At 64.8% G+C, this 12,770-nt stretch carries 10 protein-coding genes and 2 tRNA genes; 4 read left to right on the forward strand and 8 right to left on the reverse strand.

Annotation, left to right across the window (positions count from 1 at the left end; all coding sequences use genetic code 11):
• Window positions 1–99 precede the first annotated feature (99 nt).
• Window positions 100–702, forward strand: a complete 603-nt coding sequence (locus tag IEX41_RS12570) for a gamma-glutamyl kinase (protein ID WP_188790607.1) — start codon at window positions 100–102, stop codon at window positions 700–702.
• Here IEX41_RS12570 and IEX41_RS12575 read toward each other — a convergent pair.
• From IEX41_RS12575 to IEX41_RS12610, 8 genes are all read right to left on the reverse strand, one after another.
• Entirely contained in the window at window positions 694–2,943 is a 2,250-nt protein-coding gene (locus tag IEX41_RS12575) for a hybrid sensor histidine kinase/response regulator (RefSeq protein WP_188790916.1), read from the reverse strand. The genes IEX41_RS12570 and IEX41_RS12575 overlap by 9 nt on opposite strands.
• A 193-nt stretch (window positions 2,944–3,136) precedes the next feature.
• Window positions 3,137–4,294 carry an RsmB/NOP family class I SAM-dependent RNA methyltransferase gene (locus tag IEX41_RS12580; protein ID WP_188790608.1) on the reverse strand — a complete coding sequence of 386 codons (1,158 nt, stop codon included), beginning with the start codon at window positions 4,292–4,294 and terminating at the stop codon, window positions 3,137–3,139.
• A gap of 168 nt (window positions 4,295–4,462) precedes the next feature.
• Window positions 4,463–5,635, reverse strand: a complete 1,173-nt coding sequence (locus IEX41_RS12585; RefSeq protein ID WP_188790609.1) for a metallophosphoesterase — start codon at window positions 5,633–5,635, stop codon at window positions 4,463–4,465.
• A 555-nt stretch (window positions 5,636–6,190) separates the two neighbouring features.
• Window positions 6,191–7,639 carry an IMP dehydrogenase gene (gene guaB / locus IEX41_RS12590; RefSeq protein WP_188790610.1) on the reverse strand — a complete coding sequence of 483 codons (1,449 nt, stop codon included), beginning with the start codon at window positions 7,637–7,639 and terminating at the stop codon, window positions 6,191–6,193.
• 269 nt (window positions 7,640–7,908) lie between these two features.
• Window positions 7,909–9,015 (reverse strand): glutamate 5-kinase, encoded by a 1,107-nt coding sequence (proB, locus tag IEX41_RS12595; RefSeq protein WP_188790917.1) that lies wholly within the window; start codon window positions 9,013–9,015, stop codon window positions 7,909–7,911.
• A gap of 2 nt (window positions 9,016–9,017) precedes the next feature.
• Window positions 9,018–10,049 carry a GTPase ObgE gene (gene obgE / locus IEX41_RS12600; RefSeq protein ID WP_188790611.1) on the reverse strand — a complete coding sequence of 344 codons (1,032 nt, stop codon included), beginning with the start codon at window positions 10,047–10,049 and terminating at the stop codon, window positions 9,018–9,020.
• A gap of 247 nt (window positions 10,050–10,296) precedes the next feature.
• Window positions 10,297–10,373: transfer RNA gene (locus tag IEX41_RS12605), tRNA-Asp, on the reverse strand.
• A gap of 37 nt (window positions 10,374–10,410) precedes the next feature.
• A tRNA-Asp gene (locus IEX41_RS12610) sits at window positions 10,411–10,487 on the reverse strand.
• A 98-nt stretch (window positions 10,488–10,585) separates the two neighbouring features.
• Between IEX41_RS12610 and IEX41_RS12615 the strand changes: the two genes are divergently transcribed.
• The 3 genes from IEX41_RS12615 (at window position 10,586) to IEX41_RS12625 (ending at window position 12,741) form a co-directional block, all read left to right on the forward strand.
• Window positions 10,586–10,936, forward strand: a complete 351-nt coding sequence (locus IEX41_RS12615) for a hypothetical protein (protein WP_188790612.1) — start codon at window positions 10,586–10,588, stop codon at window positions 10,934–10,936.
• Window positions 10,937–11,202: 266 nt separating this feature from the next.
• Window positions 11,203–12,282, forward strand: coding sequence for a LytTR family DNA-binding domain-containing protein (locus tag IEX41_RS12620; RefSeq protein WP_188790613.1), 1,080 nt, complete (start codon window positions 11,203–11,205; stop codon window positions 12,280–12,282).
• A gap of 102 nt (window positions 12,283–12,384) precedes the next feature.
• Window positions 12,385–12,741 carry an SUF system Fe-S cluster assembly protein gene (locus IEX41_RS12625; RefSeq protein ID WP_188790614.1) on the forward strand — a complete coding sequence of 119 codons (357 nt, stop codon included), beginning with the start codon at window positions 12,385–12,387 and terminating at the stop codon, window positions 12,739–12,741.
• Window positions 12,742–12,770 lie beyond the last annotated feature (29 nt).

Consider the following 12,770-nt stretch of genomic DNA (forward strand, 5'->3'; position numbering starts at 1 on the left):
CTAAAAGGAGAACATATCAAGGTTTATTTTCATGGACCACTGTTGGTGCAGACGGTTAATTAGTGGTTTACGGCAGGCGTACGGAGAAGGGTTTTCGTTATGTTGGTGTTCTGGAAGGCGCGTCTCGTGCTGTTGGCGGTGCCCAAGACGGGCAGTTCCGCCTACGAGACGGCGCTTGCGCCCCATGCGTCGATGACCGTCCTCGACCCGCCGGAGCTGAAACACGCGCCAGTCTATCGCTACAACCGCTTTTTCCGGCCGATGTTCGAGAAGATGGGCCAGGACCACATGGAGCTGGTGGCGGTGATCCGCGAGCCGGTATCGTGGCTGGGATCGTGGTATCGTTACCGGCAGCGCGATTTTCTCGACGGTCGACCGACCTCGACCAAGGGGCTCAGTTTCGACGCCTTCGTGCAGGCCTATTGCACCGGCGAGCGCCCGCCCTTCGCAAACGTGGGCAGCCAGGCCAAGTTCGTCGAGCCAAGGCCCAACGGCACGGAGGTCTCGCGCCTGTTCCGCTACGAAAACCAGGCGGGACTCATCGCCTTTCTGGAGAATCGGCTTGGGGTCCCTGTGGACCTGCCGCGTGAAAACGTCTCTCCCCGCGGCGACCTTGGGCTCTCCGCGGAGACCGAGGCGAAGCTGCGCCGCAAGTGTGCCGCGGACTTCGAGCTCTGGGATCGCGCCGAAGAGTCAGTTTAGCTGCTGGTGCACCGTCTCGGTCAGCTCGCTGAGCGAAAACGGCTTTGGCAGGAAGACCGAGTTGGGCACCTTTTCAGCACCCTCGACGAAGATGTCCTCGGCATAGCCCGACACGAAAACCACCCGCGTGCCTGCCCGTTCCTTCAGGGCCTCGCGCACCCAAGTCGGGCCGTCCATGCCCGGCATGATGACGTCCGTTACGAAGATGTCGACCTTCACGTCCCGATCTTCAAGCTTGTCGAGCGCCTCTTCGCCCGTGCCAGCCTCGAGAACGCTGTAGCCGCGCATGCGCAGGGCGCGGGCGGCGAAGGCCCTGACCGGGGCCTCGTCCTCGACCAAAAGGACGACGCCGGTGCCGTTCTTGGGCATTATGCGTGCCGCTGCCTGTTTCGACACAGGCGCCACGTTCGCAGGAACTTCGAATGCCGGAAAGAGTAGCGTGAAGGTGCTGCCCTGCCCGACCTCGCTGTCGACGAAGATGAAGCCGCCGGTCTGCTTGACAATGCCGTACACGGTCGAGAGGCCTAGGCCCGTGCCTTCGCCGGTGCGTTTGCTGGTGTAGAACGGCTCGAACACCTTCTGGAGCTTGTCCTTGGGGATGCCCATGCCGCAGTCGGTCACCTTGACGGTGACGTATTCCCCGGCCTCGACGACGGCGCGGTCGCGTTTCAGCGGCTCGGTCAGCACCCTGCGTTCGGTCTCGATCTGAATGCGCCCGCCGTCCTGCATGGCATCCCGGGCGTTCACCACGAGGTTCATCATAACCTGCTCCAACTGCCTGCGATCCCCCCGGATGGCGGGCAGGACAGGGTCGTGGGACAGTTCCAACTGCACCTTCTCGCCGACGAGGCGATTCAGCAGGTGGGTCAGATCCGACAGCGTGTCGCGCAGGTCCAGCACCTCAGGCCGCAACGTCTGCTTGCGCGAGAAGGCCAGAAGCTGCCCGACCAGCCCCGCGGCACGGTTGGCATTCTGGTTGATCTGCACGAGGTCGGCATAGTCGGGGTCGCCGTGGTCGTGGCGCAGCAGCAGCAGGTCGCAGTGGCCCGAGATCGCCGTCAGCAGGTTGTTGAAATCATGCGCCACCCCGCCTGCAAGCTGGCCGATGGCCTGCATTTTCTGGCTCTGGACAAACTGCGCCTCGAGCGTCTTGAGCTCTGTCGCATCATTCAAGACCGCAACCAGCTCAGCCGAATCCCCCGTGCGCACCCGGTTGAGCGTCACCTGCACATAAACCTCGCGATCCTGTCGGCTGAGCCGCAGGAATTCCGACCGGTGCAGCCCTCGCCCCGCCACCGCCTCGGCCAGCCAGCCGGATATAGCCCGGCCAAGGCCCTCCATGAACTCCGCGACGTTGCGCCCGTCGGCGCTGGTGACGTCCAGCATTTGGCACGCCACCCCGTTGGCCCGCAGGATGGTTCCGTCCGGCGACAGGCGCAGCAAGGGCACCGGGAGATCGTCGAAGCCCGAGCGAGCATCCGCGGTGCCATCTTCGTCGTCCTCAACCGGCTTCAGAACCACCTCCTGGCGCCCGACGCCGGCATCGTTCACGCTCGCAACGAATTTGCGCACCCCACCCGGCGTGTTGAAACTGTGCTCCGCACCGGGCCGCAGCGGCGGATCCGTCAGCGCTTCCTCGAGGCGCTTGACCCGGCGGCCGAAGATGCCACGTGCGGCAGCATTCATGAACAGTACCGCTCCGCTCCGGCCCACCGTCAGCGTCGGGCGTTCATTGTGCTCCTGTAGTGGTTCAGGCAGAGACGCGGCCCCAATGGTCTCCAGCCGCCAGACATGCCGCCCACCGCCAAGACGGCGCGTGGACAGCCGGAACCTGCCAGAGTGGCCGGCCAGGTCCTCGTGTGCGGAACCTGTGCCTTCGGACTGTTCCATGAGACGTAAGACCAGCTCATCGACGCTGGACAGCCCGCGCCCGAGAACGGTGGTGACCGGAACGCCGACGGCCTCCCCGAAGCGATCGACAAGCGCGGTGTTGGCAAAGACGACCCGTAACTGTGGATCCGTCACAAGCATTGGCATGATCGCATCGTTTGCCAGTTGTGACAGGACCGTCATCTCGAGCCTCGCGGACTGCCTGCGCCAGAGGAGGCCCCCCCCGAGGATCACCGCCGAAGTAAAAAACGCTGTCGCCCCCGCAAGCAGGGCATTGGCGACCATCGCGTTACCGATCGCCGCTGCCGCGGCCCCGCACAGAAGCGCGAGACCCAGATAAGGCAGGACCATCCACGGCCTGATCTCACCAGCCTGCACCAAGGCATCCAGCCTTGCGCCGACCCTGGCCGACAGACGCTCCGCTTCGCTATTCGACACGAGGCCCCCTTTCGCCCAAACGTGTACCCGCCCATCTTTGGCACGAGACACATTAACCAAAGGTAAACCTTATGCGAGAACAGACTTGTTCCCGCTCGCGCCTGTCTCAGGCGCCCGGCGCGGCCAGCAGGCGAAGATAAAACCCGTCGCCACCATCCTGCGGTAGGAACTGGCGTTCGAACTGGCTGGTCCACTCCGGCATGCGATCAAGGAAGCCACGGGTTGCATCGCCGTTTTCCTCCGCCAGCATGGAGCAGGTCGCATAGGCCAGGATCCCTCCGGGGGCGACAAGGCGGGCTGCGGTGTCGAGGATCTCGGCCTGCAGGCGGCACAGCTCTGCCAGCCCGTCGGGATCAAGACGCCATTTGCCGTCCGGGGAGCGGCGCCATGCCCCGCTGCCGGAACAGGGCACGTCGCACAGCAGCAGATCGAACGGCCCCTCTGGCGCGTCCGCCGTCAGGATCCTGGCACCGGCCCGCGCCGCACGAGCGGGAATGTCCGCCATGCGCTCGGGGTTCGCGTCGTGGGCGATGATCTCACCCCCGGTGCGAGCGGCCATGGCAAGCGCCTTGCCGCCACCTCCGGCGCAATAGTCGAGCACGCGTAGCCCGGGCGACAGAGGCAGCGCCTCGACCACCGCTTGACTGGCGACATCCTGCAATTCCACGAGACCGTCCGCGTAGGCGGCCGAGCGGCCGACACCGCGTTCACCGGCCGTCACCTCGAGAGCAGTCGAGGCCAGGCCATGAAGGCGCGTTTCGATCCCTTCGTCCGCCAGCGCCGCCTGCGCCGCCTCGAGGCTGCAGCGCCGGGTGTTGACCCTCAGGAAGACCGGTGCCCGGTGGCGCAGCATCTCGGCCGCCGGGGCAAGGCGATCCCCGAGGCTTGCGCCCAGCCGATCAGCCAGCCAGTCCGGCAGGTCGAGCAGGTCATTGCCCTCGGGCAGCGCCCCGGCGGCCCGCTCTGCGTCGCTGAGCGCTGCGGGAGCGTGTCCCTCTCCGGTAAAGATGGTGTCCGGGTCGACCTGCTGCTGACGCAGAAGGCCGATCATGCGCGACCGTCCGTCGCTACCGCCGCCTTGCGCAGCCGTGGACCGCCAGCGGCGCAGCACCTCGAACACATGATCGCGCACGGCGGCGCGATCCTTCGACCCAGCGAACCGCGAATTTCGGGACCACCGTAGCAACGCCTTTTCCGCCGGAAGCCCGGCGCTGATGCTGTCGATGATCTCTGCAGCGGCGGCGATACGTGCAGCGGGGGTCATGCCCGTCCCCACGTGGTGGTCTGCTGATTGAGCGAGCGATGCGCGGTCTGTGGCATGTTCTTCATCCGTCCCTGGCCTGGCGCCGCGAAGCTGCCGCGCAGCCGCGCTCTAGCCGTGCGGGCCGGGGACGGTCAAGCGCCTGCCCGCCTCGAGGCCTGCACCGCGGCGTCACGTGCCGGGCCGGAGATCTCCGGTTCCTCGCCCTGCAGAGGCATTCGCGGAGCGCAGGGTTATCCGTGTCAGCTCTGACGGCACGCCGAGACGCAAGGCAAATCCGGGCCACTGCGCAGTGCCGTTGCTCACATAAAGATGCATGCCATCGACGTTGTAGAGCCCCGAGACGAAACCTTCGTTGAAGCGTGCGATAAGGGCGTCAAGGCCGCGTACCATGCCGCCATGGGTGTGGCCCGACAGCTGGAGGTCCACCCCGCGCGCCGCCATCCTCCGGGCCTGTCGTGGCTGATGGTTGAGCAGGACCACCGGGGCACCCTCGGGCGCGCCGGCCAGTGCCGCGTCAAGGTCAGGCCCGGGCAACCCGAAGCGCGGCGCCGCAAGGTCCGTGAGCCCAGCCACCACCAGCGGCGCGCCACCGCGCTCGACAACCGTGTGCTCGTTTGCCAGCAACGACAGGCCAAGGTCGGCATAAGCGCCCCACCACGCGCCGAACTCGAAGTAGTATTCATGGTTCCCAGGGCTTACGAAGACCCCGTCCCGCGCTTTGAGGCCCGCCAGCGGTGCCACGTCGCGTTCCCACGCCGGCAGGTAGCCGTCGATAAGGTCGCCGCTGATCAAGACAAGGTCGGCTCCCAGATCATTGACCCGGCGCACCAGCGTTTCCGCGAAGTCGCGCTGGTAGAGCCGGCTCAGGTGGATGTCGGTCAGATGCACCAGCTGGTAGCCATCGAAGGCATCGGGCAGGCCGCCGATCTCGAGCGAGAGGTCCTTTTGCGCCGGCTGCCTCAGGGCATTCGACACCCCGACTGCGGCGATCACCAGCCCGAGGGCCAGCGCAGCCCCGCTCCATTCCTGCGCCAACGGGCGCCATTGCCATGTGACGAGTGATCGCAGCAGCATCACGGTGTCCAGCAGCAACAGCAACGCCGCCGACAGGATCACCGCGCCAAAGCCCACGTTGACCGCGATCACCATCGCCCGGGGCAGTTCGAGCGAGAACATGTTGCCGTAGGCCAACCGGGTTAGCAGGTGGTTCTCGGCCAGCAGGAGAATGACGAGAACAGCGAGCGCCCTGCCCCAGACCGGCACATCAACAACGCCCGCCAGCGGCCAGACCGTGCGAAGGGCCACGTAGGCTCCGAGAATTCCCATGACGGTGGCAAACATCTTCCGGCTCTCCTGCTGTGTCCCCTGATCCACCGGGCCGCGGACGCTGCGGCAGTCCAGAAGAGGTGTCGCACCGCTCATCATCGATTACCGTCAGAAACAAGGCGCCTGAACGGGCCCTAGGCATTTGATGGCTCCCGGCACCGGAACGTGATTGCCCCTGCTCATATTTCCAGCCTGCCTGCTGCAGGACCTCCCGAGCGACCTGCTGGAGTGTCCATCAGTCGACTTCGCCGGGCTAGACAGCCAAGGGTTTGATGGAGACGGACAAGACACGGCGGCGATATCGATCCGGACACTGGCCAAAGCACCAACCGAACAGCGCGAGGCCCGCTCGCTCCGACGTCGCTCCCGCCAGCAGTCAAGGTACGGATCAAGCAGCAAGAGGCACCGCCGCGTGAACGTCGCTCCGGCCACCACGCAATGGAGCAACCAAGCAGCACGGGGCGCTGTCGCATCAACGTCGTTTCAGTCCCCAGCCAGGGCACGACCCAAGCGACAAAGGGCCCGGACGCCGAAACGTCCGGGCCCTCCTATCAAGCGCACCCTGCGGTCTCAGCCGATCCGGTAGTTCGGGCTCTCGCGGGTGATCTGAACGTCATGCACGTGGCTTTCAGTGAGACCGGCGTTGGTGATCTTCACGAAATTGCTGTGCTGGCGCATGTCAGCAACCGTGGCATTGCCGGTGTAGCCCATGGCCGCTCTCAGGCCGCCCACAAGCTGGTGGATCACCGCCCCTGCCGGGCCCTTGTAGGGAACCTGACCTTCAATCCCTTCGGGGACCAGCTTGTCACTGGCTGCGTCCTTCTGGAAGTAACGGTCCGCCGAGCCGCGCGCCATGGCACCCATGGACCCCATGCCCCGGTAAGCCTTGAACGTCCGGCCCTGATAGAGGATGACCTCGCCCGGGCTTTCGTCGGTGCCCGCGATCATGCTGCCGACCATGGCGCAGGACGCGCCCGCCGCGATGGCCTTGGCGAAATCGCCCGAGAACTTGATGCCGCCGTCGGCAATGACCGGCACGTCACCGGCGGCCTTGGCGCAGTCCATCACTGCGGTGAGCTGCGGCACGCCGACACCGGCGACCATGCGCGTGGTGCAGATCGAGCCCGGCCCTATGCCGACCTTGACCGCATCCGCCCCTGCGTCGATGAGCGCGCGGGTGGCTTCGGCGGTCGCGACGTTGCCCGCGATCACCTGAATGGTGCTCGACAGACGCTTGGCGCGGGTCACTGCTTCAAGCACGCCGGCGGAATGGCCATGGGCGGTGTCGATGACGAGGATGTCGACGCCCGCATCCACCAGCGCCTCGGAGCGCTCGAAGCCAGCCTCACCCACGCCGGTCGCTGCTGCGACGCGCAGGCGGCCCAGATCGTCCTTGCAGGCGGTGGGGTTGAGGACGGCCTTCTCGGTGTCCTTGAGGGTCAGCAGACCGGTGAGCCTGCCGGCGCCATCGGTCACCAGAAGTTTCTCGATGCGGCGGGCGCGCATGAGGCTGATGGCCTCGTCCCGGTCGGCGGGCTCCTGCAGGATCGCAAGGTTGTCGGTGGTCATCATGACGCGGACCGGCGTATCGTCCTTCTGGGCGAAGCGCATGTCGCGATTGGTGACGATGCCGACGACGCGGTGGTTTTCATCGACCACCGGGAAACCGGAGAAGCCGTAGCGTTCGATCAGCGCCTTGGCATCGGCCAGGGTCTGATCCGCGGTGAGGGTCACCGGGTTGTAGACGATGCCGGATTCAAAGCGCTTGACCCGGCGCACCTGCTGGGCCTGCTCCTCGACGGTGAGGTTCTTGTGTATCACGCCGATACCTCCGGCCTGCGCCATGGTGATGGCCATGCGCGCTTCGGTGACCGTGTCCATGGCGGAGGACAACAGCGGGATGTTGAGGGAAATGGATTTCGTCACCTGCGTGCGGGTGTCGGCGGTGCTGGGAAGCACGCTGGACGCAGCGGGAACAAGCAGAACATCGTCGAAGGTGAGGGCCTCGCGAATCTCCATGAGAGCAGCTCCTTGGGAGGGGATCGGTTGGCACGTCCCTATTGCATGGATGCACCGGAGGGGAAAGGCCCCTTTTGCCGCCGCGTCATTTACCGAAGGTTCGGTCCTGTTGACGCATGAGGGAACGAGGGGCGCTGCCCCTCGCGCTCCCCGGGATATTTTCAGGTCAAAGGAAACAGGCAGGCGCGGCGTGGATCGACGACCCGGCGTCGAAGGTCAGGCACGATGGCCGGGCCCACGCCTGGTCCGGCCATCGGAGAAATGCCCGTTCAGAGCGCCATGTCGTCGCGGTGGATAAGCACGGCCCGGCCCGGATAGCCGAGGATGGCCTCGATCTGCGACGACTGGTGACCGGCGATCTGCCGCGCCTCTTCGGCGGTGTAGCGGGTCAGCCCCTGCCCAAGGCTGGCGCCGCGCGCGTCACGCAGCAGTACGGGATCGCCGCGTCCGAAGTCCCCGGTGGCGGAGGTCACACCAACCGGCAGCAGAGAGCTGCCCTGCGCCAATGCCTTTGAGGCGCCGTCGTCCAAAGTCACCGTGCCGCAGGGCTTCATCGCCGCGATCCAGCGTTTTCGTGCCGCGTGCGGATCAAGCCGCGAGGTGAACCAAGTGGCGTTTGCGCCTTCCTCCAGCGCCAGCAGCGGCTGCATCACCGAACCTTCGGTGATCGCCATAGCACATCCCGCAGCCGTGGCGGTCTTGGCCGCCAGAAGCTTGGTCTTCATGCCGCCCTTGGACAGACCCGAGCCCGCGTCGCCGGCCATGGCCTCGATCTGCGGAGTAATCTCGTGGATCACATCGTAGCGGTGGGCCGCAGGGTCTTCGGACGGGTTGGCGCTGTAGAAGCCATCCACGTCTGACAGCAGCACCAGCTGGTCCGCGCCCGCTGTCACCGCCACCTGCGCCGCGAGGCGGTCGTTGTCACCGTAGCGGATTTCGTCCGTGGCGATAGTGTCGTTCTCGTTGACGATGGGCACCGCGTGGAAGCCCAGCAGGGTCTCCATCGTGGCACGCTGGTTGAGATAGCGGCGGCGGTCGGCACTGTCCTCGAGAGTGACAAGCACCTGCGCCGTGGTGATGCCATGCGGTGCAAGCGCCTCTTCCCATTCCCGGGCGAGGCGGATCTGGCCGACCGCGGCGGCGGCCTGGCTTTGCTCCAGCGGCAATGTGGTGCGCGGCAGGCCGAGGATCCCCCGGCCAAGCGCGATGGACCCCGAGGACACGAGGATTACGTCGGTGCCCCGCGCTCGTACCCGGGCCACGTCGGCGGCCATGGCGCGCAGCCAGTCACCCCGGAAGGCACCGCTGTGTTTGTCCACGAGCAAGGCCGAGCCGATCTTGACCACCAGCCGGCGCGCATCCGAAAGGCGCGCCATGGTCAGGGCCGCCATGCACTGTCGTCCTGCGGGGCATCGCGCAGGCGTTTCTCGTCAATGTGCGACCGCAGGGCGCGCAGCACCTCTGTGGTGCCCTCACCGCTGGCACCGGACATCAGCAGAACCTTGCATCCGGCGCGCTCTTCGAGCTCTTCGCGCAGGAAGGTCCGTTCCTCGTCATCCATGGTGTCGACCTTGTTGAGCACAACAACCCGCGGCTTGTCCGCAAGGCCGGCGCCGTACTGGTCGATCTCGTTTACGATGGTGTCGTAATCCTCAAGCAATGTGCCGGAACTGCCATCGACAAGGTGCAGCAGCACCGCGCAGCGTTCGACGTGGCCAAGGAACAGATCTCCAAGACCGCGTCCCTCATGGGCACCCTCGATCAGGCCAGGAATGTCTGCGACGACGAACTCGCGCCCGTCGACGCCCACCACACCGAGATTGGGGTGCAGCGTGGTAAAGGGATAATCCGCGATCTTGGGCCGTGCATTCGACGTCGCCGCAAGGAAGGTGGACTTGCCAGCGTTCGGCAGGCCCAGAAGGCCCACGTCGGCAATGAGCTTCAGCCGCAGCCAGATGGTCCGTTCGATCCCCGCCTGGCCGGGATTGGCGCGGCGCGGCGCCTGGTTGGTCGCGCTCTTGAAATGCAGGTTACCCCAGCCCCCGTTGCCGCCCTTGGCCAGAAGCACGCGCTGGCCCAGCTCAGTGATGTCGGCGATCACGGTCTCTTCGTCCTCGTCGAGGATCTCGGTCCCCACGGGCACGCGCAGGACAATGTCCTCGCCGTCCCTGCCGGTCCGCTGACGACCTGCACCGGGGCGGCCGTTCTCGGCAAAGAAATGCTGCTGGTAGCGGAAGTCGATCAGGGTGTTGAGCCCGTCCACCGCCTCGGCCCAAACATCGCCGCCGCCGCCGCCGTCCCCGCCATCGGGACCACCGTATTCAATGTATTTCTCGCGGCGGAACGAGATGCAGCCGTTCCCGCCACTGCCGGAACGAAGATAGACCTTGGCAAGATCGAGAAATTTCATGGGTCGGGTCCGTTCGGGCAAAGGGGGTGGATGAAAGCGTCTGTGATCCGGCGCCGTTTACAGGGAGTCCGGCGCGTTCTCAAGCGTCACAGAGCAGCCCTGCTGAGGCCATGCGGCGCGGGATCGGGTAGCCGGGCGCGCCCTGCGCGTCTTCTCTTTCCAAATACGCATGGTGCGCCTTCCCCAAATGCGAAACGGCGCCCCGAGGGGCGCCGCATACACATGGGATCATCCGGAAGAAAGAAAGTGGCGCGGTTGACGGGGCTCGAACCCGCGACCCCCGGCGTGACAGGCCGGTACTCTAACCAACTGAGCTACAACCGCGCATTTTCCTTCCAAAGGCACAACATTCAGGGGCAAGTGGCGCGGTTGACGGGGCTCGAACCCGCGACCCCCGGCGTGACAGGCCGGTACTCTAACCAACTGAGCTACAACCGCTCGCTTGCCTCCGGAGCGTTGTGTCTCCGAATGTGGGGGCCTTCTAAGCGGGGCGTCAGACACCGTCAAGCGCTTTCGACGACGAATGTTGCAGTTTTTTGAAATCTTTCGATTCAGCCCTGCAAAACCTGCCCGACGGACGGGAAGACACCTTTTCCGTGTCTGTTTTCTCGTTCTACATCATTAGCTTGTCCGGCGTCCTGCGGTCCATTCCAGAGCGTGCCACCGAACGTGGCATATCTTGCGAAGCCCCCCCCGCGCGCACCGGCGGCGCAGAACAGGAAGAGCTTTGCCGACAGGCGTACAACTGGCCGGAAAAGGCCCGCATTGCGCCGCCCGCAGGTCACCGACCGGCGAACTCCATCAGCTCCGAAGCGAAAAGCGCAGTGCCCCCTGCTTCGCTGAAGGCCAGCAAATGCGACGCGCTCGCGGATCTCATTCAAGCGTAGCCGCAAGGCATCCATGCGCCTCACCAATCGAGATAGCTCTTGCCACGCCCATACCGCGCCGCTCCCTCAATTCCTCCCGATCGTTTCGCTCCAACATGGCTCAGCCAGGCGGAGGGAGTGAACAGATTTACCGTAAAGTAAGCGCTTCTTTGATGCGCAATGTGACCAGAATCGAGGCGCTCCTGTTGCTGGCGCGGCTCCAGAGAGGTCACTAGCGGTTGATAACCAAGGCAATTTCGGTAGAACCCCTGCTCAGGAGGTCGAAGTTGACTTCGATCAAAGACATTGGCCCAGATCGCTCGAAGTCACCAAGCGTCATGATGAAAAATCGTTTTACCACTCCACTCAAACTCTATGATGTCTGTTTCGTACCGCTGCGGATCAACGCTGCGGAGTTTATCGATCTGTTCTGCAATCCGCTGACATGGCGCTACCTAGGGATCGTTTTTCTGATTCTTCTGGTGGCGGATCCTGCGGCCATGTCCTCAGTCCTGCCTCCCTTCGGCTATGTTGCAGCCTCATTGGGAGCGTTCGTTCTCTATCTCGCCGTGCAGTGCCTGCTGATGCTCGGCCTTGCGGTAATTCGCCAGCACTTCCCGGAACCGGGGCTCTACTTCCCCCTGCTCAGCGCAGCGGCCCTCGTGCCGGTGCTCGCGGCGCTTGGGGCTGCGCTCGACATGATACTGCCGGAAGACGTGTCCAAGGGGCTCAACCGGCGGCTTGGCTTTATCGCCGCGACGACCATTCTCTTCGAGGCGCTGTTCATGCGCTTCGTGCTGCCTCGCCTCAGGGCAGAAGATCCCAGACTTGGTGCGAAGACCCCGCCGCCGGCAGCTGATCAGGCGCCTGCAACCGGTCCGCAGGCCGCCGCGACCGTCATCCCACAGGCCGATCCGTTCGAGACCACACATGCCAGTGCTTTCGACCGCGCCGCAAAGTGGATCTTCCCCATTAACCGCGCCGTCATGCCCCAGACCAAAACGCACGATGAGCCTGGCACTCAGGAAAAGCGCCTGATTCACGTCGGAGGCCAATCGATTGCGCTTGATGATATCTCTCTCATCGAAGCGCAGGAGCATCACGTGATCCTGCACACCAGCGATGGTCCCCTGACCTATCGGGCCCGCCTGTCTGACATTCTTGCACAGGTCGGCCCCGATGACGGCATCCAGCCGCACCGGTCTTTCTGGGTGGCGCGGCATGTGGTGCAGGAGGTGGCACGGGAGGCCGGCAAGCCGGTCCTCAAACTTGAAGGCCATGCGCCGCTGCCGGTGGCGCGCGGACGACTGGCCGACGTGCGGGACTGGCTCGATGCCAATTGCGAACGGGCCACCGAGCCGTCGTGATCATGGCGCCCGACCCCATGGCATCTTGCAGGGCCGGGGTTTACCGTGGGACGCGCATTCCCTATATAATCCCTCAGGAAACACACAGCCAAAGGACTGGTCATGGATGATGCACCGCTCGAAGGCGAGCCGCTGATTGCGCCCTCCAGCACCGGACATCCGCTTTACGACGGGGTCGTCGAAGCCTGCCGTTCGGTTTACGATCCAGAGATCCCGGTCAATATCTATGATCTGGGCCTGATCTACACTATCGACATCGACGACCAGTCCCTGGTCAAGGTGACGATGACACTAACCGCGCCGGGCTGCCCCGTCGCTGGCGAAATGCCCGGTTGGGTTCAGGACGCCGTGAGCGCCGTGCCCGGTATCAAGGACGTGGACGTGGACATGGTCTTCGATCCGCCTTGGGGCATGGACATGATGTCCGACGAAGCCAGGCTTGAGCTCGGCTTCATGTAAGTTTCGCAACACCCTGCGCTGCATCGCAG

The sequence above is a fragment of the Salipiger pallidus genome (assembly GCF_014643635.1).
In the GTDB taxonomy this organism is placed as follows: Bacteria; Pseudomonadota; Alphaproteobacteria; order Rhodobacterales; family Rhodobacteraceae; genus Salipiger; species Salipiger pallidus.

What these genes read in the sequence shown, in the direction of transcription:
- IEX41_RS12570 (WP_188790607.1), top strand. Translation starts at nt 100, where the DNA reads ATGTTGGTGTTCTGGAAGGCGCGTCTCGTGCTGTTGGCGGTGCCCAAG.
- IEX41_RS12575 (WP_188790916.1), bottom strand. Translation starts at nt 2,943, where the DNA reads ATGGTCCTGCCTTATCTGGGTCTCGCGCTTCTGTGCGGGGCCGCGGCA.
- IEX41_RS12580 (WP_188790608.1), bottom strand. Translation starts at nt 4,294, where the DNA reads ATGACCCCCGCTGCACGTATCGCCGCCGCTGCAGAGATCATCGACAGC.
- IEX41_RS12585 (WP_188790609.1), bottom strand. Translation starts at nt 5,635, where the DNA reads ATGTTTGCCACCGTCATGGGAATTCTCGGAGCCTACGTGGCCCTTCGC.
- guaB (WP_188790610.1), bottom strand. Translation starts at nt 7,639, where the DNA reads ATGGAGATTCGCGAGGCCCTCACCTTCGACGATGTTCTGCTTGTTCCC.
- proB (WP_188790917.1), bottom strand. Translation starts at nt 9,015, where the DNA reads ATGGCGCGCCTTTCGGATGCGCGCCGGCTGGTGGTCAAGATCGGCTCG.
- obgE (WP_188790611.1), bottom strand. Translation starts at nt 10,049, where the DNA reads ATGAAATTTCTCGATCTTGCCAAGGTCTATCTTCGTTCCGGCAGTGGC.
- IEX41_RS12625 (WP_188790614.1), top strand. Translation starts at nt 12,385, where the DNA reads ATGGATGATGCACCGCTCGAAGGCGAGCCGCTGATTGCGCCCTCCAGC.